The 16,568-nt window shown below is 68.1% G+C and carries 12 protein-coding genes; 9 read left to right on the top strand and 3 right to left on the bottom strand.

Annotation, left to right across the window (positions count from 1 at the left end; all coding sequences use genetic code 11):
- Positions 1-396: 396 nt before the first annotated feature.
- The 4 genes from ACFXJL_RS17315 (at position 397) to ACFXJL_RS17300 (ending at position 6,425) form a co-directional block, all read left to right on the top strand.
- Entirely contained in the window at positions 397-2,373 is a 1,977-nt protein-coding gene (locus tag ACFXJL_RS17315) for an ATP-binding cassette domain-containing protein (protein WP_384693173.1), read from the top strand.
- 159 nt (positions 2,374-2,532) lie between these two features.
- Positions 2,533-3,420 (top strand): FadR/GntR family transcriptional regulator, encoded by an 888-nt coding sequence (locus ACFXJL_RS17310; RefSeq protein ID WP_358878934.1) that lies wholly within the window; start codon positions 2,533-2,535, stop codon positions 3,418-3,420.
- 428 nt (positions 3,421-3,848) lie between these two features.
- Positions 3,849-5,399, top strand: coding sequence for an RNA polymerase sigma factor (locus tag ACFXJL_RS17305; RefSeq protein ID WP_358878935.1), 1,551 nt, complete (start codon positions 3,849-3,851; stop codon positions 5,397-5,399).
- A gap of 213 nt (positions 5,400-5,612) precedes the next feature.
- Positions 5,613-6,425: a serine protease gene (locus tag ACFXJL_RS17300; protein WP_384693168.1), complete on the top strand. Its 813-nt coding sequence runs from the start codon at positions 5,613-5,615 to the stop codon at positions 6,423-6,425.
- 250 nt (positions 6,426-6,675) lie between these two features.
- Here the strand turns inward: ACFXJL_RS17300 and ACFXJL_RS17295 are convergent, their stop codons facing one another.
- The gene (locus ACFXJL_RS17295; RefSeq protein WP_329024000.1) at positions 6,676-6,906 is read right to left on the bottom strand and encodes a hypothetical protein; all 231 of its coding nucleotides are present in this window, start codon (positions 6,904-6,906) and stop codon (positions 6,676-6,678) included.
- A 456-nt stretch (positions 6,907-7,362) separates the two neighbouring features.
- Between ACFXJL_RS17295 and ACFXJL_RS17290 the strand changes: the two genes are divergently transcribed.
- The 5 genes from ACFXJL_RS17290 (at position 7,363) to ACFXJL_RS17270 (ending at position 13,992) form a co-directional block, all read left to right on the top strand.
- Complete coding sequence (locus ACFXJL_RS17290; protein ID WP_358878937.1) at positions 7,363-9,480, top strand: DNA topoisomerase IV subunit B; 2,118 nt, start codon at positions 7,363-7,365, stop codon at positions 9,478-9,480.
- A 227-nt stretch (positions 9,481-9,707) separates the two neighbouring features.
- Positions 9,708-10,868 carry a sensor histidine kinase gene (locus ACFXJL_RS17285; RefSeq protein ID WP_384693164.1) on the top strand — a complete coding sequence of 387 codons (1,161 nt, stop codon included), beginning with the start codon at positions 9,708-9,710 and terminating at the stop codon, positions 10,866-10,868.
- On the top strand, positions 10,865-11,662 hold the full coding sequence (locus ACFXJL_RS17280) for a response regulator (RefSeq protein WP_384693161.1): 798 nt from the start codon (positions 10,865-10,867) through the stop codon (positions 11,660-11,662). Before ACFXJL_RS17285 ends, ACFXJL_RS17280 begins: the two co-directional genes overlap by 4 nt.
- 249 nt (positions 11,663-11,911) lie before the next feature.
- Positions 11,912-12,403, top strand: coding sequence for a DUF485 domain-containing protein (locus ACFXJL_RS17275; protein WP_384693288.1), 492 nt, complete (start codon positions 11,912-11,914; stop codon positions 12,401-12,403).
- Positions 12,400-13,992, top strand: coding sequence for a cation acetate symporter (locus ACFXJL_RS17270; protein ID WP_384693158.1), 1,593 nt, complete (start codon positions 12,400-12,402; stop codon positions 13,990-13,992). Before ACFXJL_RS17275 ends, ACFXJL_RS17270 begins: the two co-directional genes overlap by 4 nt.
- A 148-nt stretch (positions 13,993-14,140) precedes the next feature.
- Here ACFXJL_RS17270 and ACFXJL_RS17265 read toward each other — a convergent pair whose 3' ends face one another.
- Together ACFXJL_RS17265 and ACFXJL_RS17260 are read right to left on the bottom strand one after the other, a co-directional pair.
- A complete protein-coding gene (locus tag ACFXJL_RS17265; RefSeq protein ID WP_358878941.1) occupies positions 14,141-14,890 on the bottom strand; it encodes a response regulator in 750 nt (249 codons plus the stop codon).
- The gene (locus tag ACFXJL_RS17260) at positions 14,887-16,554 is read right to left on the bottom strand and encodes a sensor histidine kinase (protein WP_358878942.1); all 1,668 of its coding nucleotides are present in this window, start codon (positions 16,552-16,554) and stop codon (positions 14,887-14,889) included. The genes ACFXJL_RS17265 and ACFXJL_RS17260 overlap by 4 nt, the downstream gene beginning before the upstream one ends.
- Between the last annotated feature and the right edge of the window lie 14 nt (positions 16,555-16,568).

The raw sequence follows: 16,568 nt of genomic DNA, 5'->3' as shown, positions 1-16,568 counted from the left end.
TTGGAGGGCTGGACGCGCAAGGGTGTCCGGACTTGTCGTCCTGCTTGAGGGCGAGGGAGGCCGGGGGCAGGCCAGGCGCAAGGGGGGCCGGGGTGGGGGAGGGAGGGGAGGGGAGGGGAGGGGAGGGGAGGGGGCCCCAAGAGCAAGACGGAACCCGCTGCACGCGAATGCTCACCCTGAACGATCATCACCCCTCACCCCTCACCCCTCTCCCTCCCTCACCCTCATCGTTCAGGCCGTGGGGAGCTTTGCCGCGGGCCCTGCGGGTGAAGCGGGTGCTGAAGCGAAATCCCTCAGGAGAGCTCTTGCGTAGAAAGTCGTGAATGTCGCGTTATCTTGCTCCGGTGCCCGTGCCGCCGCTCCGCGGTCTTGCTTCCGCCTTCCGGGAGGGGAGAGATGCTTCAGGCCATCGGACTCACCAGCCGGCCCGGGCGATCGGGCCCACCCGCCGTTCGGGACCTCAGCTTCGAGGCCGGGCCGGGTCAGGTCACGGCCCTGTTCGGGCCCGCCGGCGCGGGCAAGTCCACGGCGCTCCGTCTTATGTTGGAGCTTGAGCCTGGTCGTGGCATCACCTACTTCCGCGGGAATCCCCTCCATCGGATCGCCCATCCGGCCCGGGAGGTGGGGGCGCTCCTGGGGGACGTACCCGGGCATCCGGCCCGCACGGCGCGTGGGCAACTCCGGATGCTCTGTGCCGCGGCGGGGGTTGCGTTGGCCCGTGCCGATGAGTTGCTCCGGGACATCGGCCTCACAGCTCTGGGCGACCAGCGCCTCGACGCCCTGCCGCTGGCCGCTGACCGCAGACTCGGCATCGCCGCTGCTCTGCTCGGCGCTCCCCAGACCCTCCTGTTGGACGAGCCGGGGAGGGGGCTCACCGCGCGGGAACAGGCTTGGCAGTACGGATTGATGCGTGCTCACGCAGACCGAGGCGGAACGGTTCTGTGGACGACCGATGACCCGAAGGAGGCCGCCCGGATCGGGGACCGCGTGGTCACCGTGGACGGGGGAAGGTTGATCGCGGATCAGGAGGTCGTTGACTTCGCGCGAACCAGGCTGCGCCCGCGCGTCGTGGTCTGCACCCCCTATGCCGCACGCCTGGCCTCACTGCTGCACCGTGAGGCACGGGTTGCACGGCGCTCCGTCGAAGTGGTCGTCGACGCAGGCAGCGAACTCTCCGTCTACGGCAGCAACTGCGCCGAGGTGGGGGAGATCGCGTACCGCCATCGTGTCCTCGTACACCGGCTCACGGAGGAGGCGGGCGGCTCGGTCGTCGCTGGTCACGCCGGCGGCGGCACGCAGGAGCGGAGCCAGCGCCAGGACCGGATTGCCATCGCTCCGCTTCCGCCGCAGCTCCAGCAGGTTCCCGACCGCATGCATCCATCCCTCTCGGCCAAGAGGGACGGCGAGCATCCAGAAGGTGAGGCCAAGAGTGAGTGCCGGGTGCCCGCTGTTGCGCTGGCCGCGGCTCCCGGACAAGGCGTCGAACGATCCGGGCACCTGTCGGAGCCCTCGGCCGGACCGAGCCGAGGTTCCGTCTCTGCGGTTGAGCGGATTCCGAGCCCGCCACCGAGTCAGCTGCCAGGTCAAGCGCCGCGTCGTCCCCTCCGCAGCCCGTTGCGCCCCGTCCGCTACGAACTGTTGCGACTGCTCGGCGTTCGAACCGCTGCGTTGGTCTTCGGCGCCGCGCTCCTGGCCTCCCCGGTCCTGTCCCTGTTGCTCGCCCGCTCTCGTGAAGTCCCGGTGCCGGTCGCTATCGCTGCCTGGCCGGACTTCCTCCCCCTGCCTCCAGCGGCCCTCTGCGCCGGTCTGATCGGGGCGCTCTCCTTCGGTGAGGAGTTTCGCTATCCGGTGCTGGCCGCTCGCGGCACAGTCCCTCGCAGGGTTGCCCTGCTGCTCGCCAAGATGCTGGTCACGGGAGCCGCTGCGGTGCTCATCGCGCTGCTGGTTGCGGGCATCGACACACAGGTGCTGGCCGTCGTCTACGGCCGGGAGGCGATCGTCGTCCAAGGGAACCTGTCGGCGCTGCTGATGCATTGGTGCGCCCTGGCCGTTGGATGTGCGTGGGCCGGACTGCTGGCTGCCGGCGTCTTCCGCGTCACCGCGGCGGGTGTGGCCGCAGTCCTGCTCGTACCGGTCGTCATCGCGCCTCTTGTGCGGCAGGCATCCGTCGTTCCGTCAGCGCGTTCGACGGCCGGACTCCCCGACAGGGTGCGCGAGCTGGCCTGGTTCTGGTTGCCGCAACAGGCCGACGACCTCCTGCTGGCAGGGGTGCGCATGCTGGCCCAACCCGTCGGAACAGCCCTGGTGTTGTCGTTGGCTGTCCTGGTCTGCATGTTTGTGTTCGTCGGGCTTCGCCGGAGAACGCATTGCTGATCGCCCGCGATCGAGGTGGGGCAATCTGCCGGTAACTCCCTTGAGTACGCCCGTTTATCTCCGATAAGTCGTCAATTATGGGGGAAGCACCGATCACCCTTTCGTGTGCTTTTCACCAAAGACCTCAAGGGCTGCTGAAGTGGGGCCGACAAAGGATGCGTGAGTACCCTTGCGCACACCATGATGACCGCCGCCCGCCCCGCTGACACCGGCCTCGCAGGTTCGGGCGAACTCGACCGATACCCCTACGGGGAGCAGCCTGCCGCTGAACGCGTGGCTCCGCCCTCCTGGGACGGGCCAGACGCAGAGTTGGGACGCGTTGGCCGCCGTGCTGCCGGTAACCGGGGACGCGGCCTGCACGGCCAACTCGTTCAGCAGCTCGGCCAGATGATCGTCTCTGGGGACCTGGGCGCCGATCGTCCATTGGTTCCCGAGGAGATCGGACAGCGTTTCGAAGTCTCGCGCACCGTCGTGCGGGAGTCGCTCCGCGTTCTTGAGGCCAAGGGCCTGGTCAGCGCTCGCCCCAATGTCGGTACCAGGGTCCGTCCCGTTGCCGACTGGAACCTCCTCGACGCCGACATCATCGAATGGCGCGCTTTCGGCCCCCAGCGCGAGGACCAGCGTCGCGAGCTCTGCGAACTGCGCTGGACCATCGAGCCCCTCGCCGCCCGTCTGGCGGCCGGTCATGGCCGTGAGGACGTTCAGCAGCGCCTGGGTGACATGGTCGAGATCATGGGCCACGCCCTTGCGCAGGGTGATGGGATCACCTTCTCCCGCGCCGATGCCGAGTTCCACTCCCTGCTCATCCAGCTCGCCGGCAACCGCATGCTGGAGCACCTCTCCGGCATCGTCTCGTCCGCCCTGCATGTCTCGGGCGGCCCGGTCACCGGCTGTGACCGACCCAATGAGGCGTCCCTGGGACACCACGCCCGCATCGCCGACGCCCTCGCCGCCGGCGACTCCCAGGCAGCCGAATCCGCGATGCGGCAGCTGCTGACGGTCCACCCGGAAGGGGAGCGCGTCGTGCCCGCACCCCGCGAGCACTGAAGTCCGGCCGCGCGGTCGCGTGCGGAGGCAGGCGTACATCGGCCGGTTCGGGGCAGGTGTACAGCTGCTGGCCCCGCAGCGGCGTGCGGTGGGTCGGGCGTGCGGAGTCGTATCTGCGGAGTGCCACCGGATTCCACGGGGGTCCGGCGGCGCGAATGTACGCTCTGCACCCTCTATGAGTAATTTGCCGCAAATGGGGTGTGACTCGGGCCACGCGAATTGGGCGTAACACTCCTCGGAACAGGGCGATGACCTAAGAGGTGATAGCCGAGGAAGGAATACAGCCGTCGTTCATGACGCTGTGTAGTTCCGCGCAGTTCTGAGGTTCAGCCGCCCGCGCCACCGGCCATCCGCAGCCTGTGGTCGTCGGCTCAAGCCCGATCATGGGCGGGGCCGGAAGCCGTTTCCATCGTTCCGAGAGGTTGTTCGTGTCGGCCAGCACATCCCGTACGCTCCCGCCGGAGATCGCCGAGTCCGAGTCTGTGATGGCGCTCATCGAGCGGGGAAAGGCTGATGGGCAGATCGCCGGCGATGACGTGCGTCGCGCCTTCGAGGCCGACCAGATTCCGCAAACCCAGTGGAAGAATGTTCTGCGCAGCCTCAACCAGATCCTTGAGGAAGAGGGTGTGACGCTGATGGTGAATGCCGCAGAGTCGCCCAGGCGCGCCCGTAAGAGCGTCGCTGCGAAGAGCCCGGCAAAGCGCACCGCCACCAAGACCGTCGCGGCCAAGACGACCACGGCGAAGACCGTCGCGGCCACGTCGGCAGCCGAATCCGTCGACGCCCAGGCCGGCGACGAGGTCCCGGGGACCGCGCCCGCCAAGAAGGCCGCCGCCAAGAAGACGACGGCCAAGAAGGCGACGGTGAAGAAGACCGCCGCCAAGAAGACGACGGCCAAGAAGACCGCCGCCAAGAAGGACTCCGACGAGCCCGGCGACGGCGAAGAGCTGCTCGACGAGGTACAGCCGGGCAAGGGCGACGAGGAAGAGGCCGAAGGCGAGAGCAAGGGCTTCGTCCTGTCCGACGAGGACGAGGACGACGCTCCTGCGCAGCAGGTCGCCGTCGCCGGAGCCACCGCCGACCCGGTCAAGGACTACCTCAAGCAGATCGGCAAGGTTCCCCTCCTCAACGCCGAGCAGGAAGTCGAGCTCGCCAAGCGCATCGAGGCGGGACTGTTCGCCGAGGACAAGTTGGCGAACTCCGACAAGCTGGCGCCCAAGCTCAAGCGCGAGCTGGAGATCATCGCCGAGGACGGTCGCCGCGCCAAGAACCACCTGCTGGAGGCCAACCTCCGACTGGTCGTCTCGCTGGCCAAGCGCTACACCGGCCGCGGCATGCTCTTCCTGGACCTGATCCAGGAGGGCAACCTCGGTCTGATCCGTGCGGTCGAGAAGTTCGACTACACCAAGGGCTACAAGTTCTCCACGTACGCGACATGGTGGATCCGTCAGGCCATCACCCGCGCGATGGCCGACCAGGCCCGCACCATCCGTATCCCGGTGCACATGGTCGAGGTCATCAACAAGCTTGCGCGCGTCCAGCGCCAGATGCTCCAGGACCTGGGCCGTGAGCCCACCCCGGAGGAGTTGGCCAAGGAGCTCGACATGACCCCGGAAAAGGTCATCGAGGTCCAGAAGTACGGTCGTGAGCCGATCTCCCTGCACACCCCCCTGGGTGAGGACGGCGACAGCGAGTTCGGTGACCTCATCGAGGACTCCGAGGCCGTGGTGCCCGCCGACGCGGTGAGCTTCACGCTTCTCCAGGAGCAGCTGCACTCGGTTCTCGACACGCTTTCCGAGCGGGAGGCCGGTGTCGTTTCCATGCGGTTCGGTCTCACGGACGGCCAGCCGAAGACCCTCGACGAGATCGGCAAGGTCTATGGCGTGACGCGTGAGCGCATCCGCCAGATCGAGTCGAAGACCATGTCGAAGCTGCGCCATCCGTCGCGTTCGCAGGTCCTGCGCGACTACCTCGACTAAGGGCTCGTACGTCCTGAGCAACCCTGCTCACCGAAGGGTCCGGCTTCCCCGTGAAGCCGGACCCTTCGTCGTGCCGTGCCGTGCCGTGCCGTTGATCGCGATCAACGGAAGTGGTGGCTCCGGAGCGGCGTGGGTCCGGGCGCCGCAGGTGCGTACACCAGCGTGTTGAATGACTCTGGGTGGACTCCCATTCACGCAAAGTCAGGAGACCCGATGTGTCGTTCCCTCGCACGAGCCCTGATCGGGGCGCTGGCTCTGATCGCCGCGGTGGCAGTGGCCCCGTTGGCGGCGCCCGTACCGGCCCTCGCCGACAGCGTGGTGGTGGGAGGGTTTCCCGTGCGGGCGGCCGACAGCCCCTGGGTGGTGGCGCTGGCCAGTCGTGACCGGTTCGGGGGAACGCGCTCGGGGCAGTTCTGCGGCGGAGTGGTGGTCGCTCCGACCAAGGTGATGACCGCGGCCCACTGTCTGAGTCGGACGGTGCTCGGAGAGGAAGAGATCCCCGACCTCCGTGTGATCGTCGGCCGTACGGAGCTGACCGGTGAGGCCGGACAGGAGATTCCCGTAACGGAGCGTTGGGTCTCACCTGACTACGATCCGTTCACCAGTAGCTCCGATCTTGCCGTGGTGACCCTTGCGGAAGCTCTGCCGTCGACCCATGTGATCGCGGTTGCTGGTGCCGGAGATCCTGCCTATCGGCCCGGGGTGGCCGCGGCCGTCTACGGCTGGGGGGACACTGAGGGTAATGGTAGCTACGCCACGTCCCTACGCGCCGCCCAGGTGACCGTGCTTTCTGATGAGACCTGCGAGCGGGCCTATCCGGGGGGTCTGAGCGGGCGCTACGCCGCCGAGACGATGGTCTGCGCCGGAGACCCCGCGGGCGGCCGTGACGCCTGCCAGGGGGACAGCGGTGGGCCACTGGTGGCAGAGGGACGGCTGATTGGCCTGGTGTCCTGGGGGAGTGGATGCGGCCGGGCGGACAGCCCCGGGGTGTACGCCCGGGTCTCGGCACTGCCGGTGCCCCAGTAGGGGGTGTGGCCCGCGGGTGGTCTCCGGCAGGGGACCGCGAGGTCTGTTGCGCGCCGAACATCCGTACAAGGTCCACTCCGCGGCCTCTACGGCTCCTGGCTTTCGACCGGGAGGTGGACCGACGGATTGTGGCGACAGTACGGGGCCTTTTTGTGACGGTACGAGAGCGGGCGGTTGCTCCTGATGGGATCAGGAGCAACCGCCCGTCAGCCGATCTCAGATCGACCTAGCTCGTCGTGGATGTGAGGTGTCAGTGATCCTCTTCGCCGGCACCGGCGGGAACGGCCGTCAGGCGGTCGCTCTCATCCTGTATTTCCGCGGCGATCTTCTTGAGTTCCGGCTCGAACTTGCGTCCGTGGTGGGCGCAGAAGAGCAGTTCACCGCCGCTGGTCAGGACGACACGCAGATATGCCTGGGCGCCGCACCTGTCGCAGCGGTCAGCGGCCGTCAGCGGGCTCGCGGGGGTCAGAACAGTAGTCACGTCGCCTCTTCTCTAGCTCGACGAGCTGTCGTACCAGGGTCAACATCCAACCAGCCCGAAAACGTTCCCGCTCGGGGCTTTTCCTCGAAACTTCTTCTCAAGGCGGCTGTCTGCTGCCGGGTGGCGGCGAATGAGCCGTATTGCTGTGCGCTACGGGTTTCGCGTTGCTTGTGGGTTGCTTGGTCTTGCTCGTACCGGGGACTGCCCTCCCGGCTGGGTTGCCGGTTGTTCATGAGGACGTGCCCGGAGCCTAAATGGTTCATGCCTCGAAGGGAACGTGATGTTCACGTCACCCCTTCGAGGGATCGAACAAGTATGCGAGGTTGGACTAGCATCGAAAATCTCGTGGGTGGCGTTACACCGGCTCTACCAGGCATCGGTACGCTCTGAGCCGGCAACCGACGCCGGGCCTTACCCCACGAGGCCACATTTGAAATTCAGCGAGGAGCGAACCGCGTGACCGCCGAAACGTCCGTGCCGTCCACAGCATTGCTGACCGCGGAGCGTGACGGCTCCAACTACACAGCGCGGCACCTGCTCGTACTCGAAGGCTTGGAAGCGGTCCGCAAGCGTCCCGGCATGTACATCGGGTCCACCGACAGCCGCGGCCTGATGCACTGCATCTGGGAGATCATCGACAACTCGGTCGACGAGGCCCTCGGGGGCTACTGCGACCACATCGAGGTCATCCTGCATGAGGACGGCTCGGTCGAGGTCCAGGACAACGGGCGGGGCATCCCGGTCGACGTCGAGCCCAAGACGGGTCTCTCGGGTGTCGAGGTCGTCCTGACCAAACTGCACGCCGGAGGGAAGTTCGGTGGTGGCTCCTACGCCGCGTCCGGCGGTCTCCACGGCGTCGGAGCCTCCGTGGTGAACGCGCTGTCGGCCCGGCTCGACGTCGAGGTCGACCGCAACGGCACCATCAACTCGATCAGCTTCCGACGTGGTGTGCCCGGCATCTTCACCGAGCAGGGACCCGATTCCCCCTTCGACCCGGGCAACGGGCTGCGGAAGACCAAGCGGATCCCCAAGACGCGCACCGGTACCCGCGTCCGGTACTGGGCGGACCGCCAGATCTTCCTCAAGGACGCCAAGCTCTCGCTGGAGACGCTGCACCAGCGCGCCCGGCAGACGGCGTTCCTGGTGCCCGGGCTGACGATCGTGGTGCGGGACGAGCGCGATCTCGCCGGCGAGGGCAAGAGTCAGGAGATCTTCCGCTTCGACGGCGGTATCAGCGAGTTCTGTGAGTACCTCGCGCAGGACAAGGCCGTCTGTGATGTGTTGCGGCTCACCGGGCAGGGGATCTTCAAGGAGACCGTTCCCGTACTCGATGACCGGGGACACATGACACCCACCGAGGTCACACGGGAACTCGGTGTCGATATCGCCCTGCGATGGGGCACCGGCTACGACACCAACGTCAAGTCCTTCGTGAACATCATCGCCACCCCCAAGGGCGGCACCCATGTCTCAGGTTTCGAGCGCTCCATCACCAAGACGGTGAACGAGGCGCTCCGATCGGCCAAGATGCTGCGCGTCGCCGAGGACGACATCGTCAAGGACGACGCTCTGGAGGGTCTGACCGCCGTGGTCACCGTCCGTCTGGCCGAGCCGCAGTTCGAGGGGCAGACCAAGGAGGTCCTGGGCACGTCCGCCGCCAACCGGATCGTCGCCACCGTCGTGGCAAAGGAGCTCAAGGCGTTCCTGACCTCCACCAAGCGCGACGCCAAGGCGCAGGCCCGTGCCGTGCTGGAGAAGGCCGTCGCCGCGGCGCGTACCAGGATCGCCGCGCGTCAGCACAAGGAAGCGCAGCGTCGCAAGACCGCGCTGGAGACGTCCTCGCTGCCGGCGAAGCTGGCCGACTGCCGCAGCGACGACGTCGAGCGCAGTGAGCTGTTCATCGTGGAGGGGGACTCCGCGCTCGGCACCGCCAAGCTCGCCCGCAACAGTGAGTTCCAGGCGCTGCTGCCGATCCGCGGAAAGATCCTCAACGTTCAGAAGTCATCCGTTTCGGACATGCTGAAGAACAACGAGTGCGGTGCGATCATCCAGGTCATAGGGGCCGGATCCGGACGCACGTTCGACATCGACGCTGCTCGCTACGGCAAGATCGTCCTGCTTGTCGACGCCGATGTGGACGGCGCGCACATCCGATGTCTCCTGCTCACGCTCTTCCAGCGGTACATGCGGCCCATGGTGCAAGCGGGCCGGGTCTTCGCCGCAGTGCCGCCGCTGCACCGGATCGAGCTCGTCCAGCCCAAGAAGGGCCAGGACAAGTACGTCTACACCTACTCCGACAACGAGCTGCGCCAGACGCTGCTGGAGTACCAGCGCAAGAACATCCGCTACAAGGACTCGATCCAGCGGTACAAGGGCCTCGGCGAGATGGACGCCGATCAACTCGCGGAGACCACGATGGACCCGCGCCATCGGACGCTGCGCCGGATCAACATCGGTGACCTCGACTCCGCCGAGCAGGTCTTCGATCTCCTGATGGGGAATGAGGTCGCACCCCGCAAGGAGTTCATCACCAGTTCCGCGGCGACCCTGGACCGCTCCCGCATCGACGCCTGACCCGCGGCCGGCATCACACGGAACCTTTCCTTCCCTGTGGCCGGAAAGCAGCGCTGGGGACGCTGTACGGCGCCCTGGAGGCACCTGAACACCACCCGTGGGTGGAGCCAAAGGCTCCACCCACGGGCTGTTCTGCGGGTTGCTCCCGCTCCGTAGCATCGGCGATGACCGAGGGTCCGGGAGCGAGTACCCGGCGCCTTCCGAGCCGACAGAGGGGGAGGACACGCGTGCGGAGCGACAAGTGGACCGCCTGGCCCGTACAGGAGTCGCTGACCCATCTCGGCATGCCCCGTGGGCGTACCGGCCTCGACCTGGTACTGATGGCCGCCCTGTCGGCGTGGGCCCTGTTCGGTGCCTATGTGTCCGGGGACTTCTCCGGCGCGGCGGGTGTGATTCCACCACTGGCGCTCCTGTGCTGCGTCGCCGCGCTCTTCGCCTACCACCACACCACCCTCGACAATCGGCTGCTGCCCTCCCTCGCGCTGCTGGCGGGGATCGCCGCCATGGGCTGGGGTGCCTCGGTGGCCGGTGGTCTGGTCCCCTCGACCGTGCTGTGGATCACCACCGCCCTCAGCGCCATGGAGCGGCTGCCGCTGGCTTCCGGCCTCGGCGCCGGGCTGCTCGCCCTGGCCTTCGTCGTGATCGGGTTCGACTACGCGCCGGGTTCCTGGCTCACGGTGGGCGCGGTGCTCCTCGGTGGCTTCTCCCTCCGGCTCGACGCCCAGGCGCGCGGTGCAGGGTTCCGTCTGCTGGCCCAGGAACGAACGGCGCGTGAGGCCGAGGCCAGGTCGGCCGCCCTCGCCGAGAGGGCACGCATCGCCCGTGAGATCCACGACGTCCTCGCACACAGCCTCTCCGCGCAACTCGTCCATCTGGAGGCGGCGCGACTTCAGATCGAACGGGGCCCCGAAGGCCCCTTCCGGGACCAGATCCTCGAACGCGTCGTCTCCGCCCGTGGGATGGCCCGCGAGGGCCTCGCCGAGACCCGCCAGGCACTCTCCGCGCTCCGCGGCGAGATCGCTCCCGTCGAGGACTACCTACGCGAGCTGGCCGGGGCCGATGGGACGGAATCCGAGGTCAGGGGCGAGCGCCAGCAGTTGACCGCCGAGATCTCGCAGACGGTGCGGCGCGTGGCACAGGAGGCGCTGACGAATGCCCGCAAGCACGCGCCGGGCGCCAAGGTGCGGATGCTGTTGGCGTACGAGCCGTCCGGGGTGACCCTGGAGGTCCGCGACGCCGGTACTCAACGGGACAGCGGGGAGCTGGGTTCATCCGGATCCGGGTACGGTCTGTTGGGGATGCGCGAGCGGGCGGAACTGCTCGGCGGCACCCTGGAGGCGGGACCTGAGGGGGACGGCTTCGTGGTGCGACTGAGAGTGCCGGTATGACCGAGGAATCGATCGGGGGGACGCCGATGGGCCCCTGGCCCGGCATGGGGGCCGACCGCGCCGGCGGTGCGACCGCACCGGACGGCTCACTCCGCAGCCGGCCGGACGGCATCGAGCCCACCACATCCGCACCCGCCCGTGTGGTCGTCGCCGACGATCAGACCGTGGTGCGCGAGGGCATCGTGATGCTACTCGGACTGCTGCCCGGGATCGAGGTCGTCGGTACGGCGAAGGACGGTGCCGAGGCGGTCGCCCTGGTCGCCGAACTCGCTCCCGACGTGGTGCTGATGGATCTGCGGATGCCGCGGTGCGACGGGGTGGAGGCCACTCGCCGCATCCGTGAGGCACACCCCGGGACCCAGGTGGTGGTCCTCACGACGTACGCGGACGACGCCTCTCTCTTCCCCGCCTTGCGCGCCGGAGCCCGCGGCTATCTGACCAAGGACGCGGACGGCGACGAAATCGCCCGCGCGGTCCGTGATGTCATCGAAGGGCGGGCCTGGCTAACGCCCGTGGTGCAGCGAAGGCTTCTGGAGCAGTTCACGGCCGGCCAGGCACCGGCCGCTCCCCGGCTCCCCGACGGGCTGACCAGCCGTGAGGGGGAGGTGCTGGCACTGATCGCCGACGGTCTCACCAACGGTGAGATCGCCCGTCGGCTGCACATCTCCAACGCCACGGTGAAGACCCACATCAACAATCTCTTCGCGAAGGCCGACCTCCACGATCGGGCGCAGGCCGTTCGCTATGCCTATCGGGAGGGCCTCGCGCAGCCACCTGGCTCCAGAGTCACCTGATGGTGTGAAGCACTTCTGCACATGAGTCCGGGATCTTCCCGTTCTGTCCATCCTGAGGCACGCGGCCGAAAAGGTTCGCTGACCAAGGGGTGTTGAGCGGTGGAGAAGCAGGCAGGGCAGTGGGCAGCGTCGGTGTGGCCCGAGGGGGCGTGGGACAGCACAGCGACCTCCGGCCGGGGTAATCGCCTGGCCAGGCGCGATTCACGGGCCGATGAGGACCCGGTACCGAGCAACGAAACGAGGCCCGGCATCTGGTTCCGGGGCCAGGGGGAACCATCGTATCCAGGGGGTCTCTTCGGCTGGAACCAGCCAGCCGTCCGGGCTTCCGTACCGCCCGAAGCGGCGCGGCGAGTCGACTTCCCGAGCACCGTGGACATCTACCGGGAGGTGCAGGGCGGGGCCGCCTTCCAACAGATGCGCCGCCGCTACCGCCGGTTCGTCGGACCGGCCGCCGTCGCCTTTCTCCTCTGGTACTTCGGCTACGTGGTGGCCGTCGTCACCGCACCGGGGCTGATGGCCCGGCCGGTGATCGGCGCGCTGAACGTGGCCCTGCTCGCCGGCCTGGCGCAGTTCCTCACCACCTTCCTGCTCACCTGGGCCTACGCCGGTCATGCACGGCGCTACCGGGACCGTGCGGCACTGGAGTTGCGGTGGACGGTGTACGAGCGGGCCGGCGCACACCGGTCGGCAGCCGCCGTGCACGACGCATCGCACCGGACGGGATCGGGGGCCGGCCGATGAGCGGCGATCACCAGGTCCTCGCGCTGTTGTTGTTCGGTGCGTTCATCGCGGCCACCTTGTGCATCACCAGCCGGGTCGGGCGCGGCAAACAGGGGTCACCGGAGGAGTTCTACGTGGGCGGGCGGCAGTTCTCCGCGATGGAGAATGGTTTCGCCATCGCGGGGGACTATCTGTCGGCCGCCTCCTTCCTGGGGATCTCCGGAGCGATCGCACTCTTCGGCTACGACGGGATGCTGTACTCGATCGGCTTTCTCGTCGGCTGGCTCGTGGTGCTGTTCTTCACCGCCGAACTCGTCCGCAACTGCGGCCGTTTCACCCTGGCCGATGTGATCGCGGCCCGGTTGCGGGAGCGCCCGGTGCGCCGCGCAGTGGGTACTTCGTCCCTCGTCGTCTCGCTCCTGTACCTGGTGGCGCAGATGGTGGGTGCGGGGAGTCTGGTGGCGTTGCTCCTCGGCGGTACGAGCGGTCAAACGCGCTGCTGGGCGATGGTCGCGGTCGGTGCGCTGATGGTGATCCACGTGTCATTCGGCGGGATGCGGGCCACCACCTGGATCCAGATCGTGAAGGCCGCCCTGCTGCTGGTGGGGACGCTCGCCCTGACCGCCCTCGTACTCATCCGGTTTCACGGGGACATAAATTCCCTGCTCAACTCGGCCGCGGAGCGCAGCGGCCACGGCCGTGCCTTCCTTGCGCCAGGACTCCAATACGGCGGGAGCTGGACCGCGCGGCTGGACTTCATCAGCCTCGCACTGGCGTTGGTCCTGGGCACGGCGGGTCTGCCGCACATCCTGTCCCGATTCTCCACCGTGCCGACGGCGCGGGCGGCGCGGCGCTCGACCGTGTGGGCCATCGGACTCGTCGGCAGCTTCTATGTGATGACGATCGTGCTCGGGTTCGGTGCCGCCGCGGTGGTCGGCAGCGACCGGGTACGTGCGGCGCACACGGCGGGCAACACGGCCGTTCCCCTGCTGGCGCTCGACCTCGGCGGCGGCGCCGGCTCCACCTCGGGAACCGTGCTGTTCGCGCTGGTGGTCGCGATCGCCTTTGCGACCGTTCTGGCCGTGGTCGCGGGGATCACCCTGGCCTGTTCGGCGTCGATCGCGCACGATCTCCACCGCTCCGTGCAGCGTCCGGGATCCCGGCCGCGCAGCGAGGTCGCCGTCGCACGCGTCGCCGCGGTCGGTGTCGGGGCGGTCGCCATCGCGCTCGGACTGCTCGCCCGCGATCTGAACGTGGCGTTCCTGGTCGGGTTGGCGTTCGCGGTTGCGGCGTCCGCCAATCTCCCGGCCCTCGTCTACTCCCTGTTCTGGCGGGACTTCACCACACGTGGTGCCGTTTGGGCGGTGTACGGGGGCTTGGGGTCGGCGGTCTTGCTCGTGGTGCTCTCCCCGGTGGTGTCGGGGGGTGCGGAGTCGCTCGTGCCCGGGTGGGACTTTCACCTCTTCCCGCTCCAGAACCCCGCACTGGTCTCCGTGCCGTTCGGATTCTTGAGCGGTTGGATCGGTACCCGACTGTCCGTTGAGCCGGGTGATCCGGATGCCTACGCCGAGACGGAGGTGCGGGCCCTGACGGGGGCGGGTTCCGTATGAGGACCTTGCCTCCGGCGTCCCCGGTGGCCCAACAGCCCGTCTCGGCGAGGGTGTATGCGTATGCGTATGCGGGTGCGGGTGCGTTCCGTTCCGGCAGTTCGGCGCAGGGGCTGTTCAGGCGCGCAGGTTGTCCCGGTGCAAGGTTTCTTCAGGTGCTCGGGGCCCAGCGGTAGAGGTGCTCGGGCCGTCCTGTGTCGCCGTACCGCAGGCTCAGCCGGACCCGATTGGTGCGTTCCAGCAGCTTCAGATAGCGCTGGGCGGTCTGCCTGCTCAGTCCCGTGCGGTCGGCGATCTCCTGGGCGGACAAGGGATCCTCGGCTGCCAGGAGGACCTGGCGAACGGTGGCAGCCGTCGTCGGCGAGTGGCCCTTGGGGAGGTCGGGGGTGAGGGAACTGGCCGACAGGGCCCCGAAGATGCGGTCGACTTCGGCTTGTTCTGCCTCCCCGCCGCGGCTCAGGGTTCGTCGTAGGCCCGCGTACGCCTCCAGCTTGGTCCGCAGCCCGGCGAAGTTGAACGGCTTCACCAGGTACTGGAGTGCGCCGTGCCGCATGGCCGCCTGCACGGTGGCCACATCGCGGGCCGCAGTCACCATGATCACATCGGTCTGATGGCCGAGGCGGCGCAGTTCGCGCACGACGGCGAGGCCATTGCCGTCCGGGAGGTAGTGGTCCATGAGGATGAGGTCCACCGATGAATCGTTCATCCTGGCCAGCGCATCCGCGGCGGAATGCGCCTTGGCGGAGACGTGGAAGCCGGGCACCTTGGCGGCGTAGGCGGCATTGATCTCCGCCACCCGTACATCGTCGTCCACGACCAGGACATCAATGGGGCGATGGGGGCCGCCGTCTTCAGGGCCCGTGCATCCGCGCCCCGCTCCCGTCGTGTATCCGTCCCTCATCGTGCCTCCCCGGAGGCGACGGGCTCGGGCTCGACCATCTCGGGCCCGGAGAGTTCGCTCAGGGCCTCCGGGAGGACGACGGTGAACTCCGCTCCGCCGCCCGGCGCTTCGTGCACCTGTGCGCTACCGCCCTGACGCTCCGCTGCCCTGCGCACCAGCGCCAACCCGAGGCCGCGCTTGCCGTGGGCGGGGAGCTTCTTGGTGGTCCAGCCCTCCGTGAAGATCAACTCGCGCTGTGCCTGGGGGACACCGGGACCGGTGTCCGTCACCCTGAGGACCACGGTGCGGCCCTCGACATGCAGTTCCACTTCGATGTGGGCGTCCTCGCAGCCGGCCGCCGCGTCCATGGCGTTGTCCACGAGGTTGCCGACCACCGTGACCAGTCCACGGGGGTCGACCAGCCGGTCAGGCAACAGCGATTCCGGCGATACGCGCAGGGAGACACCGCGCTCGGCGGCCACCGTCGCCTTGCCGACCAGCAGCGAGGCGAGGAGCGGATCGTGGATCTTCTCCGTGACCTGCTCGGCGGTGGCCCGGTGAACGCCCACCACCTCGGTGATGAACTCGACCGCCTCGTGGTGCATCTCCAGTTCCAGCAGGCCGAGCACGGTGTGCATGCGGTTGGCGTGCTCATGGTCCTGGGCCCGGAGGGCGTCGATCAGACCACGGGTCGAGTCCAGCTCTCGTCCGAGCTGTTCCAGTTCGGTGCGATCGCGCAGGGTGGCCACCGCACCTCCGTCATCGGTGGGCATCCGGTTGGCTATGAGGACCCGGTGGCCGCGCACGGTCACCAGATCGACGCCGGTGACCCGTCCGGCCAGGACATCGGTGGTGCGGCCTTCGCCAAGCACCTGGTCGAGGGGGAGCCCCTTGGCGTCGGGGCCGATGCCCAGCAGCCGCTGTGCCTCGTCGTTCATCAGCCGTATCCGGCCATGGGCGTCGAGTGCGACCACCCCTTCGCGTATTCCGTGCAGCATGGCTTCCCGCTCGGCCAGCAGTGCCGAGATATCAGAGAAGGCCAGGTCATGGGTTTGTCGCTGGAGTCTGCGGGAGATCAGGTATGCGGCGAGGGAGCCCGCGGCAAGTGCGCCACCCGCGTAGAGCAGCAGCCCAGGAATGGCGGAGAACAGTCGGTCCCGGACGCTGTCGTACTCGATGCCGACCGAGACCGCGCCGACGATCCGGCCGTTCCCGTCCCGAAGCGGAACCTTTCCTCTGGCCGAGCGGCCGAGGGTGCCGCTGTCGATCTCCATGATCTCCTCGCCGGCCAGGGGCACGCTCGGGTCGGTGGAGACGACCCGGCCGATCTCCTTGAGCGAGGTGTGCGACCAACGGACCCCACCCGTGTCCATGATCACGATGTACTCGGCGTCCGTGGCCTGCCTGATGCGTTCGGCGTCCGCTTGGACCGGCCCCTGTGGCGTGGGGCGGCTGTTCATCAGCTTGTCGGCGATCTCCGGCGACGCGGTGGTCTGCGCGATCGCCAGGGCGCGGCGCATCGCCTGATCGTCCAGTTGGGCACTGAGCGGGGCCAGGAAGAAGCCGGTGGCCAGTACGGTGACCCCGGCGGCGATGGCCAGCTGCATCAGTAGGACTTGGGAGAAGACCCGCTGCGGCCAGCCGAACCGCCGTCGTCTGGCCGGGGCGGTCGGTTCGGGGCTCATGGATAGGAACGGTA

Source organism: Streptomyces sp. NPDC059256 (assembly GCF_042753785.1).
In the GTDB taxonomy this organism is placed as follows: Bacteria; Actinomycetota; Actinomycetes; order Streptomycetales; family Streptomycetaceae; genus Streptomyces.
The sequence above is the reverse complement of the archived record's forward strand: the minus strand, read 5'-3'. Positions and strand labels throughout refer to the sequence as shown.